The following is a 26,859-nucleotide window of genomic DNA, read 5'->3' as shown; positions in this document are numbered from 1 at the left end:
TCCGTCCACTCCCTGATACGACGTTGTCCGGCATGCGGGCAGCGCTTGTCGCCGTGCCCAAGGCGCGGCCAGGATGCCCGCATGGCCCCAGCCCTTGTCTCGCGTCGTCACGTGGATCTCCTGCGTGTCTCGACCATGCTCTGTCGGGCCTGCCGCTACTGTCCGTCCTGTTGCTGACGTGACGCCCCGCCGGCCCTGACGCCGGCCTCCCGACGCCCTCGCGTCGCCGCTCCACCCCCGGACACCCGGCCCGTCGGTGCACCCGTGCATCCGTACGCCCGCGGTGCGTTCCCCGCTGCCGTCCCCCGAGGATCCGCCATGCCCGAAAACCCGCTCCTGCTCCACTGGTTCCTGCCCACGGGCGGCGACGGCCGTGATCCCGGCGGGGTCACCGCCGTGCAGGGGAGGACCGGCGCGGCCACCCGCCGGCCCGCCGACATCGGCTATCTCACGCAGGTGGCGCGCGCCGCCGAACAGGCCGGGTTCCACTCGCTGCTGACCCCCGTGGGGCTCGGCTGCGTCGACCCCTGGATCCTCACCGCGGCCCTCACCCAGCACACCGACCGCATCGGGTTCCTGGTCGCCTTCCGCTCGGGATTCGCGAGCCCCACCCTGCTGGCCCAGCAGGCCGACGCCTTCCGGCGGTTCGCCGGGGGGAGGCTCCGCCTCAACGTCGTCACGGGCGGGGACCCCCTCGAACAGCGGGCGTACGGCGACCACTTGGCCCATGACCAGCGCTACGCCCGCACCGACGAGGTGATGGCGGTCCTGCGCGATCTCCTCGCGGGCAAGCGCGTCGACCGCACGGGGGAGCACCTGCGCGTCGAGGGTGCCCAGCTCCACGATCCGGCCCTCCAGCACCCCGTCCCCCTCTACTTCGGCGGGGCCTCCCCGGCGGCCGAGGCGGTCGCCGCGCGCCGGGCCGACGTACAGCTGCTCTGGGGTGAGCCGCCGGCCGCCCTCGCGCAGCGCATCGACCGTCTCCGCGCCGCCGCCCCCGCGCTCCGCTTCGGTCTGCGGCTGCACGTCATCAGCCGGGACACCGCCGCCGAGGCCTGGGCCGAGGCGGACCGGATCCTCTCGGGCATCGACCCGGAGGCCGTCCGGGCCAGCCAGGAACGCTTCGCCCGTATGGACTCCACCGGGCAGGCCCGCATGGCCGCGCTCCACGGCGGCTCGGCGGACGCCGCGACGCTGGAGGTCGCCCCGAACCTCTGGGCGGGCATCGGGCTCGTACGGGAAGGGGCCGGCACCGCGCTCGTCGGCTCGCACGACGAGGTCGCCCAGCGGCTGTCCGAGTACCGGAGCCTGGGCATCGACGAGTTCATCCTCTCCGGCTATCCCCATCTGGAGGAGGCCTACCGGGTGGGCGAGGAAGTCGCCCCCCGGCTGCGCGCGCTCGTCGCGGGGGCCGGAGCGTGACCGTCGTCGAGCGGACCGCCGCCCCCGCACCGGCCACGACCGGTCCCGTACGGGTACGCCGCGTCCCGCCCCGCATCGCCGCCCTGCGCTGGATCGGGCTGCGCGCGGTCGCCCTCGCCGTCCTGCTCGCCGCCTGGCAGGCCGTCGTGGCCGCCGAGGTGTGGCCGCGGGTGCTCGTGCCGTCGCCGGGGGAGGTCTGGCACCAGTTCGTGCTCGCCTCCACGGTCCACGACGGGGTGCGCGGCTACAGCGGGTACCTGCTGATCGAACACCTGGGGGTCAGCCTCCGGCGCATCGGGATCGGCGCGGGGTACGCGATGCTCGCGGGCATCCCCCTGGGGCTGCTCATCGGCGTCGTCAAGCCGCTCGCCGTCGTCCTCGAACCGGCTGTCACCTTTCTGCGTACGCTGCCCCCGCTCGCCTACTTCTCGCTGCTCGTCATCTGGTTCGGCATCGACGAGTCCCCGAAGATCTGGCTCCTCGTCATCGCGGCCCTGCCCCCGATCGCCGCCGCCACCGCCGCCGCCGTGCGCACGGTTCCGGGCGAACTCGTCGAAGCGGCACGGGCGCTCGGCGCGGGCCCGGTGTCCCTGCTGCTCTCGGTGCGACTGCCCGCCGCGCTGCCGGAGATCCTCACCGGTGTACGGATCGCCGTCGGCATCGCGTACACCTGCGTCGTCGCCGCCGAGACCATCAACGGGGTCCCCGGCATCGGCGGCATGATCCGCGACGCCCAGCGCTACAACCAGACCGCCGTCGTCATCGCCGGCCTCATCGCCATCGGCCTCTCCGGCATCCTCCTCGACGCCCTGCTCAAGGGCGCCGAACGCGGGCTCGTGCCGTGGCGCGGCCGGTCCTGAAGCCCATGTCCCTTCTTCCTCCCCTCCCCCTGGAGCACGTCATGTCCGTGGCCATCCGCCGCCGCGCCGCCCTGCTGACCGTCGCCCTCACCGTGCTCACCCTCGCGGGCTGCGGAGACGGCGGGTCCGACGGCGGGGGTGACGGCAGGACCGCCGTCCGCATCGCCTACCAGGCCATACCCAACGCCGACCTGGTCGTGAAGAACCAGAAGCTGCTGGAGAAGGCGCTGCCCGACGCAGACATCAGCTGGGTGAAGTTCGACTCCGGCGGCGACGTCAACACCGCTGTCATCTCCGGGGCGGTCGACCTGGGGCTCGCCGGTTCCAGCCCCGTCACCAAGGGGCTGTCCGCGCCGCTGGACATCCCGTACAAGGTCCTCTGGATCCACGACGTCATCGGCGACAACGAGGCCCTGGTCGCCAGGAAGGGCATCGGCTCCGTCGGGGAGCTGAAGGGGAAGAAGGTCGCCGCCCCCTTCGGTTCGACCACCCACTTCTCGCTGCTGGCCGCGCTCGAGGAGGCCGGTGTGAAGCCGGCGGACGTGAACATCGTGGACCTCCAGCCGCAGGACGCGCTCGCCGCCTGGACCCGGGGCGACATCGACGCCGCGTACGTCTGGACGCCCACGCTCAGCGAGATCCAGAAGACCGGCACGACGCTGGTCACCAGCCGCGAACTGGCCGGGAAGGGCAAGGTCACCGCGGACCTCGGCGTCGTCACGGACGCCTTCGCGAAGAAGCACCCGGACATCGTCACCACCTGGCTGAAGACGCAGGACCAGGCCGTCGAGCAGACCAGGTCCGACCCGGAGAAGGCCGCCGCGTCCATCGGGGCCGAGCTCAACATCCCGCCGGCCGAGGCGAAGAAGCAGCTGGCGCAGCTCGTGCTGCTGACGGCGAAGGAACAGCAGGGACCGGAGTACCTCGGCACGGCGGGCGCTCCCGGGAAGTTCGCGCGCTACCTGCACGAGGCGGCCGTCTTCCTCGAGGGGCAGAAGGCCGTGGACGCCGTCCCGGAACAGGCCGCCTTCGAGAAGGCGCTCGCGGTGGAGGAGCTGGCCCGTGCCGCAGGCTGAATTCCAGGCCGCTGACACCGCTGACACCGCTGACATCGCGCTGCACGGGATCACCGTGCGGTACGGAAAGGCCAAGGCACCGGTCGTCGCGGTGGAGGACGTCTCCCTGGAGGCCGGCCCGGGGGAGTTCGTCGTGCTGGTCGGCCCGTCGGGCTGCGGGAAGACGACCCTGCTGCGGATCGCGGCCGGCTTCGTGACCCCCTCGGAAGGCACGGCGACGGTGCGGGGAGAGCCGCCGGTGCCCGGCCGGGCGACCGGTGTCGTCTTCCAGCAGCCGAGGCTGTTCCCCTGGCGCACGGCCGGCGGCAACATCGCGTTCGCCCTGGCCCGGCACGGCGTTCCGCGGGAGCACAGGGCGGAGCATACGGAGGAGTTGCTCGCGCGGGTCGGGCTCGCCGGGATGGCGGGCCGCCGCACGTGGGAGCTCTCCGGCGGCCAGCAGCAGCGGGTGGCCATCGCCCGGGCGCTGGCGGGGGAGCCGCAGGTGCTCCTGATGGACGAGCCGTTCGCCGCGCTGGACGCGCTCACCCGTGAGCGCCTCCAGGAGGAGGTCCGCACGCTGGCCGCCACGTCGGGGACCACGGTGCTCTTCGTGACGCACTCGGCGGAGGAAGCCGTCCTGCTGGGCTCCCGGGTCCTGGTCATGGCGGCCGGTCCGGGCAGGATCGTGGCCGAGCTGGAGATCGGGCTGGAGCGCGCGGCGGAGACGGACGTCGCGGCCCTGCGCGGCACCCCGGAGTTCTCCCGGCTGCGCGGGGAGCTCGCGGCGGTGATGCGGGAGGCGGCCCTGACCCCGGCCGGCTGACGGGCCGGGCCGGCGGCACCTTCCGCACCGGCGGCTCCCGGCCCCCTCGGGGGTGCGGGAGCCGCGGGGAGCACCGGTCAGGGAGCCGGGGTGACCTGGGGCATCTCTCCACCGGTCGTCGAGGGGTCGAACAGCGAGAACACCGCGCCCTGAGGATCCACCAGGGTGGCGAACCGCCCGAACGGGATCGTCATCGGGCCGAACCGGAGCTCCGCGCCGAGCGACTTCGCCTTCTCCACCGCAGCGTCGCAGTCCGCCACGGTGAAGTACACGTTCATGTGGGCCGGTACCTGGGGAGGGAACTCCGCCCCCATCTTCATCCGGCCGAGGACCGGGTCCGCGCCGAGGTCGTAGAGCGAGAAGTCGGCCGCGTCGTCGTCCAGCTGCTTCACCCCGTACCCGAAGACCGCCGCGAAGAAGTGGTCCGCCTTCTCCGGTTCCCGCGTGTAGACCTCCGCCCAGGCGAAGGCACCGGGCACGATCCGTGCCTCGAAGCCCTCGTGCCGGCCGGCCTGCCACACGCCGAAGGCGGTCCCGCCGGGGTCGGTGGCCAGCACCATCGTCCCGAAGTCGCCGACCCGCATCGGCTCCACCAGCACCTCGCCCCCGCACGCGCGGATCTTCGCGGCGGTGGCGGCGGCGTCCGGCGACGCGAGGTAGAGACACCAGGCGTTCGGCGCGTCCTGGCCGGGCATGGGGGGCGACAGCGCGGCGACCGCCTTGCCGTCCACATGGGCCTGCGTGTAATCGCCGTACTCGGGCATCGACTCGGCGTACGACCAGCCCAGGAGCTCACCGTAGAAACGTTTCGCCCCTTCCAGGTCGCCGAACGTCCCGTCGGCCCAGCACGGGGTGCCCTCGGATGGTGCGGCCATGGCGCGGACCTCTCTTCGCTCGACGGACGGTCCTCCTCGCCACGCTAGCCAACGGTCGCCCGGGCGGCGCGCCGACGCGCCTCAGGCCGTTCCGGCCGAGCGGCGCGGCGACCGGGCGTGAGAGCTCGGCCGCTCCGGGGTCCGGAGGCTCACGGTTCCCGGAGCTCGGAGAGGCGTTCCCTCACGGCGTCGGCCTCCGGGTCCCGCAGCGCGTCGAAGATCGCGGCGGCACGGTGCCAGACGTCCTCGGCCCGCCGGGCGCCGCCCGTGGCCGCGAGTGACTCACCGAGCCGTACCAGGGTCTCCGCCTCGTGGTAGCGGTCGGCCGAGGCCCGGAAGAGGGCGACCGCCTCGTCGTAGCTGGCGACGGCTCGGTCGTAACGGGCAAGATGGTGATAGGCGAAGCCGAGGCTGTCGAGGGTGGCGGCCTGACCGTTGCGGTCGCCGGCGCGCCGCTGCCGTTCGAGGGCCTGGCCGCAGCTCTCGATGGCTCGTTCGTAGTCGCCCTCCGCGGCGTGCAGCCATCCGATCGCATTCAGGGTCCGGGCCTCGCCGTCCTGGTTGCCGGACAGCCGGTACAGGCGGAGCGCCTCGTCCCCGTGGCGCAGCGCCTCCGCCAGGCGGCCCTGCATGTAGCAGAGCTCGACGTAGTTGTGCAGCGTCTGAGCCTGCCCGGTGACGTCACGCAGCCGCGTGTACAGATCAAGGGAACGGAGGAGCCGGCTCTCCGCCTCACCGAGGTTTCCCAGACGGTTGTCGGCACGGGCGAGCAGGCGGCAGGCCATGGCCTGGCCCACCGGGTCGCCGACCCGTTCGGCGGCGACGAGCGCGGTCTCCTGGACCGTACGCTGGTCCTGCCAGAGGCCATGGGGCGCCAGATAGGCGGTGAGCGCCCAGGCGAGCTGCCAGCTGTACGTCTCGAAGCCGTGCCGCTCGGCCTGCGCCACCGCCCGCATCAGCCCCCGGTGCTCGGTGGCGAACCAGACGAGGGCGGCGTCGGCGTCCTGCACGTGGTCGCCGCTGTGGGACGGCAGCCGGGGCACGGGCGTGACGGCCGGCCACTGCGGTTGTACGAGGACGGCCGCCGCGTGAGCCTGGTGCAGGAAGTGGTCGTAGAGCCGTTCGAGGGCAGCCCCGCGCTCCGTGGACGTCTCCTCGGTCCGGACGAGCTCGGCGGCGTAACTCCGCAGCAGGTCGTGGAAGAGGTACCGTCCCGGGGAGTTCTCGGTCACCAGGTGCAGCCGGGCCAGCTCTTGGAGGAGGGGACGGACCGCGTGCTGCGGGCCTCCGGCCAGCGCCGCCGCCGCGTCGAGGCTCAGATCGGGGCCGGGGTGAAGTCCGAGCAGCCGGAACAGACGCGCCGCCCCGTCGGTGAGGGCGAGCGCGGACCAGGACAGGACGCGCCGCGCGTCGCCGTCCGCCAGCGCGTCCAGCAGGGCCCCGGCCGGGCGGAGTTCGGCCGCGAAGGTGTGCAGGGGGAAGGCCGGATGGTCCGCCATCCGTGCGGCGACGACGGCGAGGGCGAGGGGCAGGCGCCCGGTGACGGCCACGATCTCCGCAGCGGCCGCCGGTTCGGCCGCGACCCTTTCGCCCAGGCGGCTGGCGAGCAGGCCGGTCGACTCCTGCTCGGTCAGCACGTCCAGGGTGAGCGGCCGTGCCCCCTCGGCCGTCACCAGCCCCCGCAGCCGCTCCCGGCTGGTGACGACCACGGCGCTGTGCCCCGCACCGGGCAGCAGCGGCCGTACGTGCGCGGAGTCCCGTGCGTTGTCGAGGACGACGAGCACGCGACGGGTGGCCAGCAGGCTGCGGAAGAGCCCCGTGCGGGCGTCCGTGCCGGACGGTATCCGCGCCTGCGGCACGCCCAGTGCCTCGATGAATCCCTGGAGGGCATCGGCGGCTGACAGGGGGCCCTCCTCGTCGTACCCGCGCAGGTTCACATGGAGCTGCCCGTCGGGGAAGCGGTCGGCGACCCGATGGGCCCAGCGCAGCACGAGCGTGGTCTTGCCGACGCCGGCCATCCCGGAGACCGTGGCGATCACCGCGGTCGCAGGGTGGCCCGTCCGGCTGTCGAGACAGGAGTCGAGCGCCGCGATCGAGGCGTCCCGTCCGACGAAGTCGCCGGTGAAGACGGGAAGTTGTCTGGGACTCGGCGGGGGAGCGAACGCGGCCCGTGCAGTCGCCGGGCGCTGCCTGAGCATGTCCTCGTGCAGGCGCCTCAGTTCGGGACCCGGTTCGAGGCCCGTCTCCCGGACCAGCACGTCGCGTGCCCGGCGGTAGGCCTCCAGGGCCCCCGCCACGTCGCCGCCCCGGAAGAGGCCCACCATCAGATGGCCCCAGGCCCCCTGTCGCAGCGGATGGTGCTCGACCAGCTCCCGCATGCGGAGGACCGCCTCCGGGCAGCGGTCCTCGGCGATCAGTGCCTCTCCGAAGTCCTCCTCGGCATGGCAGCGGCGCTCCTCCAGACGACCCGCCCAGCGGGCCAGCGCATCCGACAGCGGGAGGCCTTCGAGGAACGTCCCGCGCCACAGACTCAGCGCCTGGCTCAGCTCGGCGCTCGCCCGGGCGGGGTCGCCGAGCGTCAGGGCCCGGTGGCCGCGGGCGGTCCCCTCCTCGAAGAGGTCGACGTCCCGCCCGCCCGGCTCCACCCGGAGCAGGTAGCCGCCCGGCGTGCGCGGTATCCCGTCCCAGGGGCCGCCGTCGCCCAGGGCGCTGCGCAGGCCGCGCACATAGGTCCGTAGATTCGCGGCGGCGGAGGCCGGGGGATCGTCGTCCCACAGGGCCGCCGTCAGTACTGCGGTCGGCACGGGCTCGGACGGGCGCCTGAGGAGGGCCGCCAGCAACAGGCGCTGTTTGGCGGAGCCCGGATCGACACGACGGCCGTCGTGCAGGACCTCCAAGGGGCCGAGAAGAGCGAAACGCACCGATACCCCCTGCTGCACGGTCCAGTTCCGCGACACGAGCCGCGGAAGGGCGAGTTGTGCGGACTCTATGCGCGGATTATGCGCTGGTCGGCCTAGCGTTCGTACCGCGAACGACACTTTTCTGCAAGGAGTCCTTGATGCGTATGTCCCGGAAGGCGGTACAGGCCGCAGTGACCGCGGCCGCTCTCGGCGGTTCCATGATTATCTCGGTGACGCCGGCTGCCGCCGCGACGACGGCCCCGACCTGCATCGGCCGTATGGTCACCCAGACGACCGACGGCTTCGACGTGCTTCTCACGAACCGATGCGGGGGCACCCGCTCGGTGAAGGTGGTCGTCTCGCTCGCCCCGGACAGCTCGTGCTACGTGATGTCCAAGGGCACCAACGCGCTGTACGTCTACCACGGGATCCTCGGGAACTACGACCGTACGGTCAACTGCTGACGCCGTGTCCTCAGCCGGCGGTGCGGCTGGTCGGATTACCCTGACGGGCCCGTGCCGCGCCCGTCAGCCGCCGGACGTCCGTGCGGGGCCGACCACGGAACGGGCGATCCCGAGCTCCACCAGGTCCTGCGGGCGCAGCCGGAGCTGGTCGGCGGTGGACCGCACCTCGTCCGGACCGCGCTTCAGGATCGCCGCCGCCAGTTCCGGAGCGATCACCGAGAAATAACTGTCCGTGGTGACGTGGGTGTTGTCCGGCGCGGCCAGGGCCAGCGCGCCGCCGGAGCCGCCCTCGCCGATCACGAGGGTCGTCACGGGGACCCGGGCCGAGGCGACCGCAGCGAAGGCGTCGGCGATGGCCGCGCCCGCGCCCGCCCGCTCCGCCTCCGCGTCGTTGGCCGCGCCAGGGGTGTCGATCAGGGTCAGCACGGGGAGGCCGAGCCGGTCCGCGAGCCGGATCACCCGGGCCGCCGTGCGGTAGCCCGCCGGGCGGGTCGCGGTGCCGCACTGGGCGGCGTACGCCACCGGCCGCCCGTCGTGCAGACCCACCCCGCAGAGCAGCCCCGGATCCCGGCCGCCGCAACGGTCGCCGCTCAGCGGCAGCCGGTACGCGAAGTACGCGTCCAGATAGGCCGCGGCCCGGGGCCGCGCCGCCGACCGGGCCTGTTCCACCGCGTCCCAGCCGGTCGCGGGGAGCCCCGCGGCCGACAGGGCGGCGGGCACCGGGGCCGCCCGCGCCGGGCCCGTGACCGCCAGCACGGTCAGCCACCGGGCCAGGGTCCCCGGCAGCTCGTCCGGTGGGACGACGGCGTCGACCTGACCCGCCGCCAGCTGGCCCTCGGCGGTGTACGCGTACGGATCGGCGTCGGCCGGCCGCACCCGGGAACCCGCGAACCCGATCTGCGCCCCCGGCAGGGCCAGCACCACGTCGGCGCCCGCTCCCACGGTGGCCCAGCCGCCCCCGGTGGTGGGATCCCGCAGGACGGCGATCTGCGGCAGCCCCCGGGCCCGGAGCAGCGCGGACGCACGGGCGACCCGCTGAAGCTGTATCAGCGCGATCATGCCCTCCTGCATCCGGCTGCCCCCGGTGGCGACGAGCGAGACGAGCGGCAGCCCCCGCTCGCCCGCCAGCGCGTACGCGGCCTCCAGCCGGTCCCCGGTGCGCCCGCCCAACGAGCCTCCCAGGAAGCCGAATTCGAAGGAGACGAGGACGCACTCCCGGCCGCCGACCACGGCGGTCCCGTGGAGGACGGACTCCTCCTCGCCGGTCCGGGCCGAGGCGCGCTCCCGGGAATCCCCGTAGCCGCTCCAGCCGAGCGGCCCGTCCGGCGGGAGCGGCCGCGCGGCGGAACGGTGTTCCGTGAAGCTCTCCGCGACCGCGTCGACCGCCTGCCGCGCGGACACCCGGTCGCACCGGGCGTCAGACACCGAGCGACCTCTTCATGATCTTGCCCAGCTCGTTGCGGGGCAGCGCGTCGAGGTAGCGGACGACGCGAGGGCGCTTGTGCGGCGCCAGCAGGTCCGCCACATGGGCCGCCAACTCTCCCTCGCCGGGCGGTGATCCGGGGTCGGCCGGCACCACCCAGGCGACGATCCGCTCGCCGAGGTCCGCGTCCGGCTCGCCGGTGACGGCCGCCTCGCGCACGCCGGGGTGGTCCAGCAGGGCGTTCTCGATCTCGCCGGCGCCGATCTTGTAGCCGCCGCTCTTGATGAGATCGGTGGCCTTGCGCCCGACGATCCGCACGTAGCCGTCGGGGTCGATCGTGGCCATGTCGCCCGTACGGAAGAAGCCGTCCTCGGTGAAGGCGGCGGCCGTGGCGTCCGGGCGGTTCAGGTACCCGGTGAAGAGGTTCGGGCCGCGCACCTGGATCTCTCCGATGGACGCGGTGTCCGCGAGCACGGTGCCGTCCTCCTCGACGAGCCTGAGCTCCACGCCCGCCAGGGGCGGGCCGACCGTCCCGGCACGCGGCGCGCCGTCGGCCCGTACGCCGGTGTTCATCAGGGTCTCCGTCATCCCGTACCGCTCGATGACCCGGCGGCCGGTGGCCGCCGCGATCCGCTCGTGGTCGTGGACCGGCAGGGCCGCCGAGCCGGACACCAGCAGGCGGGCGCCCGCCAGGGCCTTCGTGAGGTTCCCCGGCCCGTCCGGTGCGGCCAGGGCGCCGGCCAGCCGGTGGTACATGGTGGGCACCCCGAACAGCATCGTTCCCCCCGACAACAGCTCCCGGGCCACTCCCTCGGCCGAGAACCGGCCGAGGTGGCGTACGGAGCCGCCCCGGCGCAGCGGGCCGAGGACGCCCAGGATCAGCCCGTGCACATGGAACAGGGGCAGGGCGTGGACGAGGACGTCCTCACCGGTCCATCCCCAGGCGTCCTCCAGCGCGTCCAGCGATGCGGCGATCGCCCGGCGGGGCAGGACGGCACCCTTGGGCGGGCCCGTCGTGCCCGACGTGTAGACGACCAGGGCGGGGGACTCCGCCGAGGGCTCGGGGAGGACGGCCTCCCGGGAGGGGGCGGCGGTGGCCGTGCCGACGTCGAGCCGCTCCAGGCCGCTCAGCGCGGACGGCAGTGCGTCGCCCTTCCCGGCCAGCACGACCGAGGGCGCGCTGTCGGCGACGATGTGCGCGAGCTCCCGCTCGCCGGTCCTCGGGTTGAGCGGCACGGCGGGCACCCCCGCGCGCAGGGCCGCCACGACGGCGACCACCGTCTCCGGGGTGGACGTGGCCCAGACGGCGACCCGGCCCGCGCCCGCGATGCGGGCGGCGAGCGAAGCGGACGCGTCGGCCAGCTGTGCGTAGGTCAGGACGTGTTCGCCGAACCGGACGGCCTCGGGGGAGTCCGTCCGGCCGGACGCTCCGCTCAGCGCGGGCAGAAGAGAGGTCACCGGTGAAGCCTAGGGCCTCGCGTCCGGACCGGGAGGGCCTCGCGTCGGGTCCGGGTCAGCCGTCGCGCCGGATGGTCCGCATCCGGCCGTACGCGTACACGGATCCCGCCAGCGCCAGGTCGGAGAGCAGCATGAAGCCGATCGAGTACGAGTCCTTCGCGCTGTAGATGGCGCCCATGACCAGCGGCGGCACGAATCCGCCGAGCCCGCCCATCGCGCCGACGATGCCGGTCACACTGCCCACCTTGGCCTGCGGGGTCACCTGCGAGACCAGGGCGAAGACGCTGCCGCTCGCGGTGCCGAGCCCGGCCGCCATGGCGAGCAGCGCGATGGTGCCGACCGGATCCAGACCCGGGTCGAAGGCCTGGACGATGGCCATCAGCGCCGCCAGCAGCAGGGCCGCGGCGGTGACCAGGGCGGGGTGCGCCCGGTCCGACAGCCAGCCGCCGATCGGCCGGAAGACGACCGTGACCAGCGCGAACCCGGCCGCCTTGGTGCCCGCCTCGGTGGGCGACATCTCGTACCAGGTCTTCAGATACGTCGGCAGGTACACGCCGAACGCGACGATGCCGCCGAACCCGATCGCGTAGAGCGCGGACAGCTCCCAGGTCACCCGGAGCCGGCCCGCCTGGCCCAGGCGGTGGCCCAGGGAGTCCGTGGGGATGGTGCGTCCGGGGTGGTCGGTGATCAGGACCGCCGCGAGCAGCGAGTAGACCAGGAGCGCGCCGGCGACGATCCAGAACGGCAGGTTCTCGCTGTGCTTCGCGATGCGGGGCGTGAAATAACCGGACAGCGCGACGCCGCCCATGCCCATGCCGAACACACCGAGCGCCAGGCCCCGCTCGGCCGGCGGGAACCACGAGTTGACCAGCGGGATGCCGATCGCGAACGTCGTGCCGCCGAGGCCGAGCAGGAAGCCGACGGCGAGCATCGCCCCGTAGGAGTCCTTCGCGGGGATGAGCAGCAGCACCGGGACGATCGTCAGGGCCGAGACGACGGGGAACATCAGCCGGGCGCCGAACTTGTCGGTCAGGGCGCCCGCCGGGATACGGCCGAGCGAGCCCACCAGCACGGGAACCGCGACCAGGAGCGACTGCTGGAAGGAGCTCAGGCCGAGCCGCTCCTTGAAGTCACCCGACAGCGGCGAGATCAGGTTCCACGCCCAGAAGGTGAGCGTGAACCCGATCGTCGCCATGATCAGGTTCCGGTAGGCGGCGGCGGACTGCTTCCGGTCCGGGGCGGGGGCCTGCTGGGCGGTTGTGTCCACATCGCAAGTCAAGGGCGGGAGCCCGTACGGGGCACGGTGGGCTGGGCCATCCGGGTAAGGCCGTCGGACGGCAGGCGCCCCATGGGCGGAGGGCCTCCGCAGACCCTCCGGCGGTGCCGCTCGACCGCCGCTTCCCGCCCCCGGCTGCGACAATCACCGTTATGGACCGGTTGGACAGAGAGATCCTCGGCATTCTCCAGGAGGACGCCCGGATCTCGTACCGCGATCTCGGCGTACGCGTGGGGCTCAGCGCCAACGCGGCGGGTGACCGTGTGCGCCGCATGCGCCGCGACGGGGTGATCCGCGGCTTCACGGTCATCGTCGACCCGGCCGCGGACACCCGTTCGGGCCTCGTCGTCTTCATCGACGTGTCACTGCGCCTCGACACGACGAACGAGGAGTTCGAACGCTCGGTGCTCACCCTGCCCGGCATCACCGAGGTGGTGCACGTGACGGGCGGCCACGACTACCTCGTACGCGCCACGGCGGCGGACCCCGGTTCCCTGGACACGCTGTTGCGCCGGCTGAAGAAGGACGCCGGAGTCGCGCACTCCAACACCCGCATCGCGCTCAGAGCGGCGCCTTCCAGATGACCGTCGGCGACCGGCTGCCGTCCTCGGCGCGCCCGTCGTCCGCGACCACGAGCCGCACCGCCGCACTCCCGTCGGGCAGCCGCGCCGTCGCGTCCACCTCCACCTCGACGGCCGACACCCCCGCCCGCCGGTGCGCCGCCGCCAGCGCCCCGCGCAGGACGTCGAGCAGCTCGCCGTCCACCGGCTGCGCCACCAGGGAGTCCACGGCGCCGGTGAACTGCACGGACGGCTGGAAGCCGAGCACCGCCGCCGCGCCCCCCGTCTCGCGCAGGACCCGGCCGCGGAAGGTGGTGGGCGCCTCGGCGGGCGGCTGCTGCAGCGCGAAGATCGCGGTCCTGACCTCCTGGATGGTGGAGTCCAGCTCGTCCACCGCCTTCGCGAGCAGCTCGGCGGTCCCGGTGTCGCCGGCCAGGTCCTTGCGCCGGGTGGACTCCAGCATCATCTCCGTCGCGAACAGCCGCTGGACGACGAGGTCGTGCAGGTCACGGGCGATCCGGTCACGGTCCTCGTAGACCGCGAGCTGCTCCCGGTAGTGCTGCGCGTCGGCCATCACCAGGGCCAGCGCGGCCTGGGAGGCGAACTGGGACGCGAGCAGCCGGTCCGTCGCCGTGTACGGGGCCTCGCCGCGCCGCCGGGGCAGGGCGAGCGTGCCGATGAGCCTGCCCCCGCTCTGGAGGGGCAGCATCATGCTCGGGCCGAACCGGGACCGCACCGGGGTCGTCATCCGCTCGTCGGTGGCGGAGTCCTCGATGAGCACCTCCTCACCGCCGAGCAGCTGGACGAGGACGGGGGAGCCCGGCGCGATGGCGGTGCCGACGAGGCCGGCCGGATCGTCGGGGGTGGAGGCGGCGACGATCTCCATGCCGCCGTCCGGGGTCGGCTGGAGGATCACCCCCGCCGCCGCGCGGGCCAGCACCCTCGCCCGCTCGGCGACGGTCGTCAGGGCGTCCGTGGTGCCCGCCCCGGTCAGCAGCGCACGGGTGATGGCGGCGGCCCCCTCGATCCAGTGCTCCCGCTGCCGCGCCGCCTCGTACAGATGGGCGCCGCCGATCGCCGCGGCGGCCTGGGAGGCGAGGAGCCGCAGCAGCGCCAGCTCCGTGTCCGTGAACCGCCCCGGCTCCTGTGCGGTGAGGCAGAGGCTGCCGAGCACCTCGGTGTGCACCCGGACCGGCGCCCCCAGGAAGGAGCGCGTCGCGAGGGGCGGGGCCACCCCGCCGTCCGGGTGCGGGCCGGCCGCCAGATCGTCGACGCGCACCGCCTGCGCGTCGTCGACGAGCGTGCCCAGCGCCCCCGTACGGCCGTCCAGGAGCGGACGGACGGCGCGCCGTTCGGCGTCGGACATGCCGGTCGTGAAGAGGTCGGTGACATGGCGGTCCTCCCCGTGGAGGAGGGCCAGGGCGCCGTAGCGCGCCCCGGCCAGCGCCGTGGCGGTGTCCACGATGTGCTGGAGGGTGGTCCGCAGGTCGAGACCCGTCCCGGCCACCGGGGCGCCCGCGGCTCTCAGCCGGCGAGCGGGGCGAGGACCAGCGGCTGGACCGTGCCGTCCAGCATCGCGCCGAGCCCCAGCACCGAGCACACGTCGGGCCGCTCGGCGATGTGCACGGGCACGCCCGTCGCGTCGCGCAGCATCTGGTCGAGCCCCGGCAGCAGGGCGCTGCCGCCGACCATCATGATCCCGGAGTCCGCGATGTCGGCCACCAGGTCCGGCGGGCAGTCCCGCAGCACCTTGCCGAGCCCGTCGAGCACCGCGGTCAGCGGGGTGTGGATCGCCTGGCGCACGGCCGCGGTGTCCACCTGCACCGAACGGGCCAGGCCCGTGGCCACGTCACGGCCGTGGATCTCCGTCACCGCGGGGCCGTTGAGCGTCAGGCCGTTGCCCCGGAGCGCCAGCTGCAGAGGCCGTACGGACTGGCTCGGCAGCATCAGCTCGTGGTGCTGGCGCAGGTGCTGGATGACCGCGTGGTCGATGGCCTCGCCGCCGATCGGGATGCGCACGGCGGTCACGATCGAGCCGAGCGAGAGCACCGCGATCTGGGTGGTCGCCGCCCCGCAGACCATGATCATGGTGGCGGTCGGCTGTTCGACCGGCAGCCCGCAGCCGATGGCCGCGGCGATGAGGGTGTCGACCAGCTCCACCCGCCGCGCTCCCAGCCCCACGAGGGTCTCGACGGCCGCCCGCTGGGCCAGCGGATCGGCGTCGTGCGGGACACAGGCGGCGGCGCGCAGCCGGGGCTTGCGGCGCAGCTGGCGGCGGAGCTTCTCGCCGAGCAGATGGCGCAGCATGCGCTGCGCCATGTCGATGTCGACGACGGTTCCGCCGGAGACCGGGCGGGCCACCCGGATGTACGCGGGTGTGCGGCCGGTCATCTGTTCGGCGAGCGCGCCGACGGCGATGAGCGAGCCGGTGCGCGTGTTCACGGCGGCGACACTGGGCTCGTCGACGACGAGCCCCACTCCCTTGATGTACACACGGGTCCTCGCGGCCCCGAGATCGACGGCGACATGGCAACGGCGCAACTGTTCGAGACTGACGGTCACGGCAGGGTCTCCCGAGAGCGCTGACGGGGGGTACCGGCGGCAGCCGGCTCTCCTGGCATCGTCACGCCGGCCGGGGAGGGGCGCGCGCTGGGTGAGCCGTAGGGGGGACCCGGAGCTGACGGCGCGACAGGTCTCGGGCGCCCTCGGGGAGCAGCCGCCGGAGACGGCGCGTCAGGCGTCGGGCGCCCTCGGGGAGCAGCCGCCGGAGACGGCGCGTCAGGTCTCAGGCGCCGTCGGCGAGCAGCCGCTGGAACAGCCCCCGTCGCCGTCGGCGAGCAGCCGCTGGAAATGCCCCCACTCAGGCGCCGTCGGGGAGCAGCCGCTGGAAAAGCCCCCAGGTGAACTCGGCGACGCGGGGTCGCCCGCCCTCCGGGTCGGTGAAGGCAAGGGCCCAGCGGGTCGGTGCGCTGCCCTCCATGGGCCGGGCCGGGGCGAAGGCCCTGGCCACCTCGTCCACGGTGCAGGACCACGGGCTCAGGTCGGCGGCCGTACGCAGTTCGGGGCCCGCCGCGCCAGGGGCGCGGACCAGCCATTCATTCCACACGGCTCCGCCGGGGCCCGCCATCACCTCGAACCGCAGGTCCGGCCAGAGCGGCAGCCGCCAGAGCAGCGCGTCGCACTCCAGGTCGCCGACCGTGCGGCGTACGGACGACTCGGGGTCGCCCAGGACCGAGCGGTAGCGGCGCAGCGCGCCCCGGCCCCGCGGGGCGCGCAGCATGGCCTGCCAGCGCCGGTTCGCCTCCCTCATGTCGGCGAGGGAGGCGCTCAGTTCGTGCCGGGCGTCCTCGACGAGGTCCGGCTGGTGGTCGGCCATCCGGCGCAGCAGGACGAGCTGGAACTGAAGCGGCCCGAACGGGGCGGGAGCGGTCATGGAGGTCATCCTGCCGCGTAGAGCGGGGCTCGTGCGGCGCACCCGGAGTCCCTGATTCCACACAGGATCCTCACCTGCGCGCCTTCCTGTGCCCTTCCTCGCGCATCTAGTCTGCGGGCGCCATGGATTACTGCCACCCGTGCCAACGGCACCTCAACGGCGCGCTGGCCTGCGCCGGTTGCGGGACCCCCGCCGACGCGCTGGCCCCCTATGCCGTCACGGACCTCTCCGCCCGTGACGCGGAGCCCGCCCGGGAGGCCCGGGACGCCTCCGGGACCTCCGGTCACCGCCGTCGCTCCCGGGAGGCTGCCAGGAGGCGTGGCCGCCGTACGCACAGGCGGAGGGGCCGCGCGCTGCTGCTGACGGCGGCCGGCGTGGTGCTGGCGCTGGGGGCGCTCAGCCTGGCCGAGCTGGCGATGGAGCCCGGCGGTGACAGCGGTGAGGCGGAGTACGTGAGCGAGGCGAGCTCAGGCGCCACCGAGCCCCTGCCGTCCGCCTCGTCGAGCAGTGAGCCCGACGACCCCGGGCCGGTGGAGGCCCCCACCGTCGTGCCGGTCACCGACGCGCACTCCGGGACCGCGACGGACGGCCCGGCCCGCACGACGGCGCCCGCGGCGCCCCCGCCGCCCTCCTCCACCCCGGCGGATGCCCCGCCGGCCACAACCGCGCCCGCGGACCCGGGCGGAACGGAGGGGCCGGCCGAGCCCTCGGGCTCCGGAGAGCCCACCGGGGCCCCGACGCCGCCGGAACCCTCCGACAGCCCCGCGCCCACCCCGTCGCCGACGGAGACGTGCATCTGGTGGATCTTCTGCCCCTGAGCGGCAGGGGAGTCAGGCGTCGTCCTCGCCGAGCATCCGGCGCAGGAGGTCGCGCAGGACCGTCCGCTCCGCCTCCGACAGCTCGGCGAGCGGCTCCCGGGCGAAGTCCAGCGCGTCCCGCAGCTGCCGGGCCGTCCGGATGCCCTCCTCGGTCGGGGCGGCGAGCTTCACCCGCCGGTCGGCCGGGTCCGGGCGGCGCTCCACGAGGCCGCGGAGTTCCAGTCGGTCGACTATGCCGGTGATGTTGGACGGTTCGCACTTCAGCTTCCGGGCGACCTTGCGCATGGGCATCGGCTCCAGTGAGAGCAGCCCGAGCACCCTGGCCTGCGCGCCGGTCAGCGCGTGCGTGGCCGCGGCCCGGTCGTACTCCTCGTGGTAGCGCGCCACGACGCCGCCGATGAGCTGGATGACGTCGAGGGTGAGCGGGTCCGTGCGCGGAGTGGCCATGACACCCAGGGTACCGAATTACTTGACAAGGTGAAATATCTGGACGCATGGTTGTTTCACGTCCTGAAGCTTTTCGCTTCGCCCCCCGGCACGACATCGAGGAGACCCGAGCCCATGTCCGCACTTCCCACGTCCAGCCGCGAATGGCACCTCGTCGCCCGCCCGCACGGCTGGCCCGAGGCCACGGACTTCGCGCTGCGCGAGGCGCCGGTGACCGCACCCGGTGAGGGCCGCGTCCTCGTCCGCAACCTCCACTTCTCGGTCGACCCCTACATGCGTGGCCGGATGAACGACGTGAAGTCGTACACCCCGCCCTTCAAGCTCGACCACCCCATGGACGGCGGCGCGGTCGGCGAGGTCGTCGCGTCGAACGCCGAGGGCTTCGCCGTCGGCGACCACGTCCTGCACGGCCTCGGCTGGCGCGAGTACGCCGACGTCCCCGCCAAGCACGCGGTCAAGGTCGACGGCTCGATCGCCCCGCTCTCCAGCTACCTCGGTGTGCTCGGCATGCCCGGGCTCACCGCCTACGCCGGCCTGTTCGAGGTCGCCTCCTTCAAGGAGGGTGACGCCGTCTTCGTCTCCGGCGCCGCCGGTGCGGTCGGCAGTCAGGTCGGCCAGATGGCGAAGATCAAGGGCGCCTCCCGGGTCATCGGCTCGGCGGGCTCCGACGAGAAGGTCAAGCTCCTCGTCGAGGAGTACGGCTTCGACGCGGCCTTCAACTACAAGAACGGCCCCGTCCGGGAGCAGCTCGCCGAGGCCGCCCCCGACGGCATCGACGTCTACTTCGACAACGTCGGCGGTGAGCACCTGGAGGCCGCGATCTCCTCGCTCAACGTCCACGGCCGCGCCACCATCTGCGGAATGATCGCCCAGTACAACGCCACGGAGCCCACCCCGGGCCCGCGCAACCTCGCCCTCGTCATCGGCAAGCGGCTGCGCCTTCAGGGCATCCTGGTCGGCGACCACGCCGCGCTCCAGCCGCAGTTCGTCCAGGACGTGGCCGGCTGGCTCGCCTCGGGCGAGCTCAAGTACAACGAGACGAAGGTCCAGGGCATCGAGAACGCCTACGACGCGTTCGTCGGCCTGCTGCGCGGCGAGAACACCGGCAAGATGATCGTCTCGCTGGACGCCTGACCCCCACCCCCACCCGGCTCCGGACCCGGCCCGGACCCGGGCCCGGCGGACGCCCGCGCCCGCCGACGGCCTTCACGGCCGGCGGCGGGCGCGGGGCTGTCCGGGCGCTACCGCCCGTCCCGGTCCGAGGACGGCCAGACGTACGGCTCGTCGGGCGGGGTGTCCGGGAACAGCGGGCGGTAGTGGTCCGGGTCCTTGCGCACCAGTGCGGAGCGGTGGCTCCGGTGGAACGCCTCGTCGCCCAGCCACGGCGGCAGTTCGCCCTCCGCCGCGAGCCCGGCGGCCGTACGGACCGTGGTGCGGCCGAGTGAGGCGGCGAGGTCCTGGCGGAGGGTCGCCGCGCAGGTGTCCGCCCTGCCCTCGGCGGACCACACGGCGCAGACGTCCAGGCCGTACCGGACGAGGGCCTCCTGGTAGCCGGTCCACATGCGGACCGCGGGATGGTGGCGCCAGCCGTGGCCGGGGACGGTGAGCCCCCGCAGGACCTGGATCGCCTCGACCCGCTGCTTGCCCAGCCGTCGCGGATCCAGGGCGAGGGCGCTCCGCCGGAAGTCGGCGTACGGCAGGAAGGTCTGCATGGCTCATGCCTACAGGGCATCCGGACGGCGGGCGATCGGAGTGCCCGGAGGGCCACCCGCTAGGCTCGGCGCAGGCCGTCGCGGTCGTGGGCGCGAGTCGCGGCGCATCAGCAGGAGGAGTCACCCGCATGACCATCCAGAACATCGACGTCGCCTACACCGCCGTCGCCACCGCCGAGAACGGCCGTGACGGCCGCGTCTCCTCCGACGACGGCAACCTCGACGTCGTCGTCAACCCGCCGAAGGCGATGGGCGGCAGCGGCGCGGGCACCAACCCCGAGCAGCTCTTCGCGGCGGGCTACAGCGCCTGCTTCCAGGGCGCCCTCGGCGTGGTCGCGCGCCAGGAGAAGGCCGACATCTCCGGTTCGACGGTGACCGCCTCGGTCTCCATCGGCAAGACCGAGGCGGGCGGCTTCGGCCTGGAGGTCGCGATCAGCGCCTCCATCCCGAACGTCGACAAGGCCACCGCCCAGGCGCTCGTCGAGAAGGCGCACCAGGTGTGCCCGTACTCGAACGCCACCCGGGGCAACATCAAGGTCGAGCTGTCCGTCGGCTGACCCGAGCCTGATCACGTACGTCCGAGGGCCGCATCCCGTCACGGGGTGCGGCCCTCGGTCGTGCGGGTCCGCCTTCATCCGCCCGTATCCGCGAAAGCGCGCGCAGGGGCATTGACGGGCGCGGAGGTTGAACTCTACGGTCCCGTTCGAGGTTACGAGCAGCATTCGACATATCGAACGAGTAAGGAAGCCATGACCCGCACCGCGCGCTTCACCCTCGACCCGGCCTTCACCGTCGGCGACGTCGACCCCCGGCTCTTCGGCTCCTTCGTCGAGCACCTCGGCCGCTGTGTCTACGACGGCATATTCGAGCCCGGTCACCCGTCGGCCGACGAGGCCGGACTGCGCACCGACGTCCTGGAACTCGTCCGTGAACTCGGCGTCACCGCCGTCCGCTACCCCGGCGGCAACTTCGTCTCGGGCTACCGCTGGGAGGACAGCGTCGGCCCCGCCGACGAGCGCCCCCGCCGGCTCGACCTCGCCTGGCGGTCCACCGAGACGAACCGCTTCGGCCTCTCCGAGTACATCGACTTCCTCCGGAAGGTCGGCCCGCAGGCCGAACCCATGCTCGCGGTCAACCTCGGCACCCGTGGAGTCCAGGAGGCCATCCAACTCCAGGAGTACGCCAACCACCCGTCCGGCACCGCGCTCTCCGACCTCCGCGTCGGCCACGGCGACAAGGACCCCTTCGGGATCACGCTGTGGTGCCTGGGCAACGAGATGGACGGCCCCTGGCAGACCGGCCACAAGACCGCCGAGGAGTACGGGCGGCTCGCGGCCGAGACGGCCCGCGCGATGCGCCAGATCGACCCCTCCGTCCAGCTCGTCGCCTGCGGGTCCTCCAGCCGCGCCATGCCGACCTTCGCCGCCTGGGAGGCGACGGTCCTCGCCGAGACCTACGACCTCGTCGACTACGTCTCGCTGCACGCCTACTACGAGGAGACCGACGGCGACCGCGACTCCTTCCTCGCCTCGGCCGTCGACATGGAGTCCTTCATCGAGAGCGTCGTCGCTACCTGCGACCACGTGGGGGCCCGCCTCAAGTCCACGAAGAGGATCAACCTCTCCTTCGACGAGTGGAACGTCTGGTACCAGAAGCGCTTCCAGCAGGAGACGGAGGAGAACCCGCTCGACTGGCCCGAGGCGCCCCGGCTGCTGGAGGACAACTACACCGTCACCGACGCCGTCGTCTTCGGCAGCCTGCTCATCGCCCTGCTGCGCCACGCCGACCGGGTGACCGTCGCCTGCCTCGCCCAGCTGGTCAACGTCATCGCGCCGATCATGACCGAGCCCGGGGGGCCCGCCTGGCGGCAGACCACGTTCTTCCCCTTCGCGCAGGCCGCGCGGTACGGCCGGGGCCAGGTCCTGGACGTACGGGTGGACTCGCCCACCCACCGGACGGCGAAGTACGGCGAGACGGACCTGCTGCACGCCACCGCCGTACGGGACCCGGAGACGGGGGCCGTCACGGTCTTCGCCGTGAACCGGAGCCAGGACGCCGGGCTGCCGCTCGAAGTCGCCCTGGCGGGGCTGGACCTGGGCCGGGTGGCCGAGCACCTGGTCGTCGCGGACGCCGACCCGGAGGCGCGCAACACCCTCGCCGAGCCCGAGCGGGTCGTCCCGCACGCCGCCGAGGGCACGGAGCTCGCCGACGGCACGCTGAAGGCCGTACTGGCTCCGCTCTCCTGGAACATGATCCGGCTGGTGTAGGCCGGACGTACGGACACCTGTGTGAAGGGGCCGGGCCCGGGCCCGGCCCCTTCACGCGTAGTTCCTCAGGGGCGGAGGTGCCGGGTGAGGAAGCGGGCGGCGGCGTCCCCGGCGTGCTGCGGGACACCGGTGTGCCCGCCCATATTGGCGTGCAGCGTCTTCTCCGCGGAGCCGAAGGCGTCGAACAGGTCGAGCGCCGCCTGCCGGTCGTTGCCCTCGTCGTCCCACTGCAGCAGGACGTGCAGCGGGACGGTGACCTGGCGGGCCTCCTCGAAGATGACGCGGGGGACGAGACTCCCGGCGAACAGGACGGCGGCCGAGACGCGCGGCTCGACCGCCGCGAGCCGGGTGCCGATGGAGATCACTCCTCCCGAGTACCCGACCGGCCCGCCGATCCCGTGCAGGTCCAGCAGGGCGTCCAGCGCGGCCCGCCATTCCGGGACCGCCCTGTCGACCAGCGGGAGGACGAGGGCGTCGATGATGTCGTCACCGACGGGCTCGCCGGCCTCCATGGCCCGGCGCAGGTCCGCGCGCGCCTGGTCGACGGCGGGCCATCGGGGCCGGTCACCGCTCCCGGGGAGTTCGACGGTGGCCGCGGCGAAGCCGTCCGCGACGGCGTGCCGGGCCCGCTCCGCGAGCCGGGGGTACATCCTGTGCAGTCCGAGCGGAGGGTGGCCGAGCAGGATCAGCGGCGCCGGCGCCGACGTGGGGGCGGACGCGGGGGTCCACAGGATGCCGGGGATGTCGCCGAGGGTGAACCGGCGTTCGAGGACGTCGCCGTCGATGCGGTGTTCGGAGGTGAAACGCATGGTCGTGCCTTTCGGGAGGGCTCGGAACGGCGCTCCCGGACGACCTATCGCCCGACCATGACCCCGCGGGGGAGCACCCATGTCGATACTGCGTTCACGGGTACCACCTCCTGTGTCTCTCGCACGGCCTCCGGCAGGCTAGCAGGCCGTCGCGACCGGTACGAGGAGATATCGGCCCGCCCCGGTCGGACGCCGTGAACCGGCGGAAGGCGCCCACCCCCGGCCCGGGGGTGGGCGCCTTCCGTGGTCCGCCGATCAGCGCGCCGAGAAGGCGTGCACCGTCGTCGAGCGGTAGGTGGCGCCCGGGCGCAGCACCGTCGAGGGGAACGACGGCTGGTTGGGGGAGTCCGGGAAGTGCTGGGACTCCAGGCAGAACGCGTCGCCCTGGCGGTAGACCCGTCCCGAGGTGCCGGTCAGGGTGCCGTCGAGGAAGTTCCCCGTGTAGACCTGCATGCCGGGCTCCGTCGTGTACATCTTCATCACCCGGCCGGAGCCGGGGTCCGACACGGTCAGCGCGTACTCCGGACGGGCCGTGGCCCCCTTGTCCAGCACGTAGTTGTGGTCGATGCCCTGCCCGAACCCGATCTGCTCGTGCGGGGTGCGTACGGCCTCCCCGAGGGCCCGGGCGCGCCGGAAGTCGAACGGCGTACGGGCCACCGGGGCCAGCTCGCCCGTCGGGATGAGCGTGGCGCCGACCGGCGTGTAGCGCGCCGCCGCCAGCTCCAGCAGGTGGCCGTCGACGCTGCCGCTGCCCTCGCCCGCCAGGTTGAAGTAGGTGTGGCTGGTGAGGTTGAGGACGGTGGCCCGGTCCGTGGTCGCCGTGTAGTCGACGCGCCACTCGCCCCGGGAGGTGAGGGTGTAGACGACGCGGACGGCGAGCGTTCCCGGATAGCCGGCCTCGCCGTCCGGGCTGGTCCGGGTCAGGACCAGCCCGACGTCCCCGTGCCCGGTGAACGGCTCCACCCGCCAGACGCGCTTGTCGAAGCCCTGGTCGCCGCCGTGGAGGCTGTTCGGGCCGTCGTTGACGGGCAGCTGGTGCGTGACACCGTCGAGGGTGAAGCGCCCCTCTGCGATGCGGTTGCCGTACCGGCCTATCAGCCCGCCGAAGTACGGGGACTTCGCCACGTACTCCGGCAGGTTGTCGAAGCCGAGCGAGACGTTCGTCGTCCGCCCCCTGCGGTCGGGGGTCTCCAGGGACTGGACGACGCCTCCCCAGGAGAGGACCTTCAGCCGGGTCCCGCCGTTGGCGAGAGTCCAGCGGTGCACCTTCGTCCCGTCGGCCAGGGTGCCGAAGAGCTCCCTGGACGGCGTGCCGCCCGAGGCCGCGGCGTGCGCGGCCGGGGCGCCCGCCGCCACGGCCAGCCCGGCGGCGGCCGTGGCCGTCAGGACGGTGCGTCTGCTGGTTCCGGTGGTGAAGGTCATCAAACAACTCCTGTCGTGAGAAGGGGTGTTACGAACCGACCTTGCGCTTGTTCCAGACGTCGAAGCCGACGGCGGCCAGCAGCACCGCACCCTTGATGACCTGCTGCCAGTCGGTGCCGATGCCGACGAGGTTCATACCGTTGTTCAGCACACCCAGGACCAGGCCACCGATGATCGCGCCGAGGACCGTGCCGACGCCGCCGCTCATCGACGCGCCGCCGATGAACGAGGCGGCGATGGCCTCCAGCTCGAAGTTGAGGCCCGCCTTGGGAGAGGCCGCGTTGAAGCGGGCCGCGAAGACCAGGCCCGCCAGCGCCGCGAGCATGCCCATGTTCAGGAAGACCAGGAAGGTGACCTTCTTGTCCTTCACACCCGACAGCTTGGCCGCGGGCAGGTTGCCGCCGATGGCGTAGATGTGACGGCCGACGATCGCGTTGCGCATCAGGTAGCCGAACCCGACGACGAGCACGCCGAGGATGAGCAGCACGACCGGGGCGCCCTTGTAGCTGGCGAGCAGCAGGGTGACGACGAGGACGGCCGAGACCAGCGCCACCAGCTTCAGCAGGAACAGCTTGGCCGGCAGCACGTCGAGGGCGAACTCCTGCTGCCGCTTGCGGTCGCGCATCTCCTGGATCACCACGAAGGCGATCAGGGCGAAGCCCAGGAGCAGGGTGAGGTTGTGGTAGTTGGTGGTGGGCCCGACCTCGGGCAGGAAGCCGTTGGCTATCTTCTGCAGGTCCTTCGGGAAGGGGCCGAGGGTCTGGCCCTTCAGGAAGATCTCCGTCAGACCGCGGAAGAGCAGCATGCCCGCGAGGGTCACGATGAACGACGGTATGCCGAGGTAGGCGATGAAGAAGCCCTGTACCGAGCCCGCCACGGCGCCGATGGCCAGGCACAGCACCACGGCGAGCGGCCAGGGGAGATCGTGCTCGACCATCAGCACGGCGGCCATCGCGCCGATGAATGCGGTCAGCGAGCCGACCGAGAGGTCGATGTGACCCGCGATGATGACGAGCATCATGCCGATCGCGAGGATCAGGATGTAGCTGTTCTGCAGCACCAGGTTGGAGACGTTGCGCGGCAGCAGCAGGTCGCCGTCCGTCCACACCGCGAACAGCACCACGATCAGGCCGAGGGCCATCAGCATGCCGTACTGGCGCATGTTGCGGCGCATGCCGCCCAGCATCAGCTGGAGCAGGCCCTCACCGGAGGCCGGGCCGCCTTTGCCGGGCGACGCGGGGGCCGGGGTCTTCGCGGTCACGTCCGTGCTCATCGGGATACCTCTTTGTCCTTCGTCATCTGACGCATCAGCGCTTCCTGCGAGGCCTCGGCCCGGGAGAACTCCCCCGTCAGCCGGCCGGCGGCCATCGTGTAGATGCGGTCGCACATGCCGAGCAGTTCCGGCAGTTCCGAGGAAATGAAGACGACCGCCTTGCCCTGGGCCGCCAGTCGGTCGATGACCGTGTAGATCTCGTACTTGGCACCCACGTCGATGCCGCGCGTGGGCTCGTCCAGGATCAGCACCTCGGGACCCGCGAAGATCCACTTGCTGAGGACGACCTTCTGCTGGTTGCCGCCGGACAGCTTGCCCACCGGCTCGAAGACGGTCGGCGCCTTGATGTTCATGGACTTCCGGAAGCCCTCGGCGACCTGCCGCTCCCCGTGCTCGTCGACCACACCCCGCTTGGAGACCTTGCCCAGGGCGGTCAGCGAGATGTTCCGGTTGATGGTGTCGATGAGGTTGAGGCCGTAGTGCTTGCGGTCCTCGGTGGCGTACGCGATGCCGTGCCCGACCGCCTCGGGGACGGACTTCGTACGGATCTCGGCGCCGTCCCTGAGGACGGTGCCGCCCGCGTAGCGGCCGTAGGAGCGGCCGAAGACGCTCATCGCCAGCTCGGTGCGGCCGGCGCCCATGAGTCCGGCGATGCCGACGATCTCGCCGCGCCGCACCTCGATCGAGACGTCGTCGACGACCTTGCGCTGCTGGTCGAGCGGGTGGTGCACGGTCCAGTTGCGGATCTCCAGGGCAGGCGCGGTGCCCTCCTCCGGGTGGTGCGGGGTCCGCTCGGGGAAGCGGTTCTCCAGGTCGCGGCCGACCATCCCGCTGATGATCCGGTCCTCGGTCGTCTCCGCGGCCTTCACGTCGAGCGTCTCGATGGAGCGCCCGTCGCGGATGATCGTGACCGAGTCGGCGACCCGGCGGATCTCGTTCAGCTTGTGCGAGATGATGATCGAGGTCATGCCCTGGTCCTTCAACGAGAGGATCAGGTCGAGGAGTTTGCCGCTGTCCTCGTCGTTGAGCGCGGCCGTCGGCTCGTCGAGGATGAGCAGCTTCACCTTCTTCGACAGCGCCTTGGCTATCTCCACGAGCTGCTGCTTGCCCACGCCGATGTCGGCGACCCGGGTCTCCGGGTGCTCGTCGAGACCGACCCGGCGCAGCAGTTCACCCGCGTGCCTGAGGGTGTCGTTCCAGTTGATCAGCCCGCGCTTGGCGTGCTCGTTGCCGAGGAAGATGTTCTCCGCGATGGAGAGGTACGGCACCAGCGCCAGCTCCTGGTGGATGATCACGATGCCGTGCTGCTCGCTCGCCCGGATGTCCTTGAACCGGCAGGTCTCGCCCTCGAAGAGGACGTCCCCTTCGTAGCTGCCGTGCGGATGGACGCCGGAGAGCACCTTCATCAGGGTCGACTTGCCTGCGCCGTTCTCTCCGCAGATGGCGTGGACCTCGCCCTGACGGACGGTCAGTGTGACGTCCGACAGCGCTTTCACACCGGGAAAGGTCTTGACGATCGAGCGCATTTCCAGGACGGGTCCCGCCATGGTCTTGCCTTC

General features: G+C 72.8%; 24 protein-coding genes. 10 read left to right on the top strand and 14 right to left on the bottom strand.

From position 1 onward, the window contains the following. Positions 1-318 precede the first annotated feature (318 nt). From OG488_RS11765 to OG488_RS11750, 4 genes are read left to right on the top strand one after another with little or no spacing between them, the layout of a single operon-like run. Positions 319-1,422: an LLM class flavin-dependent oxidoreductase gene (locus tag OG488_RS11765; RefSeq protein ID WP_329228525.1), complete on the top strand. Its 1,104-nt coding sequence runs from the start codon at positions 319-321 to the stop codon at positions 1,420-1,422. Then, on the top strand, positions 1,419-2,282 hold the full coding sequence (locus OG488_RS11760; RefSeq protein WP_329228523.1) for an ABC transporter permease: 864 nt from the start codon (positions 1,419-1,421) through the stop codon (positions 2,280-2,282). Before OG488_RS11765 ends, OG488_RS11760 begins: the two co-directional genes overlap by 4 nt. 41 nt (positions 2,283-2,323) lie before the next feature. Next, on the top strand, positions 2,324-3,358 hold the full coding sequence (locus OG488_RS11755) for a taurine ABC transporter substrate-binding protein (protein WP_329228522.1): 1,035 nt from the start codon (positions 2,324-2,326) through the stop codon (positions 3,356-3,358). Next, positions 3,345-4,163 carry an ABC transporter ATP-binding protein gene (locus OG488_RS11750; RefSeq protein WP_329228520.1) on the top strand — a complete coding sequence of 273 codons (819 nt, stop codon included), beginning with the start codon at positions 3,345-3,347 and terminating at the stop codon, positions 4,161-4,163. The genes OG488_RS11755 and OG488_RS11750 overlap by 14 nt, the downstream gene beginning before the upstream one ends. A 77-nt stretch (positions 4,164-4,240) precedes the next feature. Here the strand turns inward: OG488_RS11750 and OG488_RS11745 are convergent, their stop codons facing one another. Further along, positions 4,241-5,038 (bottom strand): VOC family protein, encoded by a 798-nt coding sequence (locus OG488_RS11745; protein ID WP_329228518.1) that lies wholly within the window; start codon positions 5,036-5,038, stop codon positions 4,241-4,243. Between the two features lie 149 nt (positions 5,039-5,187). Then, complete coding sequence (locus tag OG488_RS11740) at positions 5,188-7,959, bottom strand: AfsR/SARP family transcriptional regulator (protein ID WP_329228517.1); 2,772 nt, start codon at positions 7,957-7,959, stop codon at positions 5,188-5,190. A gap of 137 nt (positions 7,960-8,096) precedes the next feature. Between OG488_RS11740 and OG488_RS11735 the strand changes: the two genes are divergently transcribed. Continuing rightward, entirely contained in the window at positions 8,097-8,402 is a 306-nt protein-coding gene (locus OG488_RS11735; RefSeq protein WP_329228516.1) for a beta-Ig-H3/fasciclin, read from the top strand. Between the two features lie 63 nt (positions 8,403-8,465). Here OG488_RS11735 and OG488_RS11730 read toward each other — a convergent pair whose 3' ends face one another. The 3 genes from OG488_RS11730 to OG488_RS11720 are packed head-to-tail and all read right to left on the bottom strand — an operon-like array spanning position 8,466 to position 12,550. Continuing rightward, positions 8,466-9,803: a carboxyl transferase domain-containing protein gene (locus tag OG488_RS11730; RefSeq protein WP_443074276.1), complete on the bottom strand. Its 1,338-nt coding sequence runs from the start codon at positions 9,801-9,803 to the stop codon at positions 8,466-8,468. 16 nt (positions 9,804-9,819) lie between these two features. Next, positions 9,820-11,283, bottom strand: a complete 1,464-nt coding sequence (locus tag OG488_RS11725) for an acyl-CoA synthetase (protein WP_329228512.1) — start codon at positions 11,281-11,283, stop codon at positions 9,820-9,822. A gap of 55 nt (positions 11,284-11,338) precedes the next feature. Continuing rightward, complete coding sequence (locus OG488_RS11720) at positions 11,339-12,550, bottom strand: MFS transporter (protein ID WP_329228510.1); 1,212 nt, start codon at positions 12,548-12,550, stop codon at positions 11,339-11,341. 161 nt (positions 12,551-12,711) lie between these two features. On the opposite strand from OG488_RS11720, the gene OG488_RS11715 reads away from it, so the two are divergent. Continuing rightward, positions 12,712-13,143, top strand: coding sequence for an Lrp/AsnC family transcriptional regulator (locus tag OG488_RS11715; RefSeq protein WP_329228508.1), 432 nt, complete (start codon positions 12,712-12,714; stop codon positions 13,141-13,143). On the opposite strand, the gene OG488_RS11710 is transcribed toward OG488_RS11715, so the two are convergent. The 3 genes from OG488_RS11710 to OG488_RS11700 form a co-directional block, all read right to left on the bottom strand. Next, a complete protein-coding gene (locus OG488_RS11710) occupies positions 13,121-14,626 on the bottom strand; it encodes a GAF domain-containing sensor histidine kinase (protein WP_329228506.1) in 1,506 nt (501 codons plus the stop codon). The two genes, OG488_RS11715 and OG488_RS11710, sit on opposite strands and share 23 nt — an antisense overlap. Positions 14,627-14,643: 17 nt before the next feature. Beyond that, a complete protein-coding gene (locus tag OG488_RS11705; RefSeq protein ID WP_329228504.1) occupies positions 14,644-15,681 on the bottom strand; it encodes a rod shape-determining protein in 1,038 nt (345 codons plus the stop codon). Positions 15,682-15,979: 298 nt separating this feature from the next. After that, positions 15,980-16,552 carry a hypothetical protein gene (locus tag OG488_RS11700; protein WP_329228502.1) on the bottom strand — a complete coding sequence of 191 codons (573 nt, stop codon included), beginning with the start codon at positions 16,550-16,552 and terminating at the stop codon, positions 15,980-15,982. Positions 16,553-16,674: 122 nt separating this feature from the next. Between OG488_RS11700 and OG488_RS11695 the strand changes: the two genes are divergently transcribed. Next, the gene (locus OG488_RS11695; protein ID WP_329228500.1) at positions 16,675-17,370 is read left to right on the top strand and encodes an SCO2400 family protein; all 696 of its coding nucleotides are present in this window, start codon (positions 16,675-16,677) and stop codon (positions 17,368-17,370) included. A gap of 12 nt (positions 17,371-17,382) precedes the next feature. Here the strand turns inward: OG488_RS11695 and OG488_RS11690 are convergent, their stop codons facing one another. Continuing rightward, positions 17,383-17,817 carry a MarR family winged helix-turn-helix transcriptional regulator gene (locus OG488_RS11690; protein WP_329228497.1) on the bottom strand — a complete coding sequence of 145 codons (435 nt, stop codon included), beginning with the start codon at positions 17,815-17,817 and terminating at the stop codon, positions 17,383-17,385. 114 nt (positions 17,818-17,931) lie between these two features. Here OG488_RS11690 and OG488_RS11685 point away from each other — a divergent pair, with 114 nt between their 5' ends. Next, positions 17,932-18,951, top strand: coding sequence for an NADP-dependent oxidoreductase (locus OG488_RS11685; RefSeq protein ID WP_329228495.1), 1,020 nt, complete (start codon positions 17,932-17,934; stop codon positions 18,949-18,951). A gap of 107 nt (positions 18,952-19,058) precedes the next feature. On the opposite strand, the gene OG488_RS11680 is transcribed toward OG488_RS11685, so the two are convergent. After that, entirely contained in the window at positions 19,059-19,529 is a 471-nt protein-coding gene (locus tag OG488_RS11680; protein ID WP_329228493.1) for an MSMEG_6728 family protein, read from the bottom strand. A gap of 128 nt (positions 19,530-19,657) precedes the next feature. Between OG488_RS11680 and OG488_RS11675 the strand changes: the two genes are divergently transcribed. Both OG488_RS11675 and arfA read left to right on the top strand, forming a co-directional pair. Then, a complete protein-coding gene (locus tag OG488_RS11675; protein WP_329228491.1) occupies positions 19,658-20,086 on the top strand; it encodes an organic hydroperoxide resistance protein in 429 nt (142 codons plus the stop codon). 192 nt (positions 20,087-20,278) lie between these two features. Further along, on the top strand, positions 20,279-21,796 hold the full coding sequence (arfA, locus tag OG488_RS11670) for an arabinosylfuranosidase ArfA (protein WP_329228489.1): 1,518 nt from the start codon (positions 20,279-20,281) through the stop codon (positions 21,794-21,796). 65 nt (positions 21,797-21,861) lie between these two features. On the opposite strand, the gene OG488_RS11665 is transcribed toward arfA, so the two are convergent. From OG488_RS11665 to mmsA, 4 genes are all read right to left on the bottom strand, one after another. Beyond that, positions 21,862-22,605: a dienelactone hydrolase family protein gene (locus tag OG488_RS11665; RefSeq protein WP_329228487.1), complete on the bottom strand. Its 744-nt coding sequence runs from the start codon at positions 22,603-22,605 to the stop codon at positions 21,862-21,864. A 255-nt stretch (positions 22,606-22,860) separates the two neighbouring features. Next, on the bottom strand, positions 22,861-24,027 hold the full coding sequence (locus tag OG488_RS11660) for an aldose epimerase family protein (protein ID WP_329228486.1): 1,167 nt from the start codon (positions 24,025-24,027) through the stop codon (positions 22,861-22,863). Positions 24,028-24,055: 28 nt separating this feature from the next. Continuing rightward, a complete protein-coding gene (gene mmsB / locus OG488_RS11655) occupies positions 24,056-25,300 on the bottom strand; it encodes a multiple monosaccharide ABC transporter permease (protein WP_329228484.1) in 1,245 nt (414 codons plus the stop codon). Then, on the bottom strand, positions 25,297-26,847 hold the full coding sequence (gene mmsA, locus OG488_RS11650; protein ID WP_329228483.1) for a multiple monosaccharide ABC transporter ATP-binding protein: 1,551 nt from the start codon (positions 26,845-26,847) through the stop codon (positions 25,297-25,299). Before mmsA ends, mmsB begins: the two co-directional genes overlap by 4 nt. Positions 26,848-26,859: the final 12 nt, after the last annotated feature.

The organism is Streptomyces sp. NBC_01460, assembly GCF_036227405.1.
Classification (GTDB): Bacteria; Actinomycetota; Actinomycetes; order Streptomycetales; family Streptomycetaceae; genus Streptomyces.
Note: the sequence above shows the minus strand (reverse complement) of the source record. Positions and strands in the feature narration are given on the sequence as shown.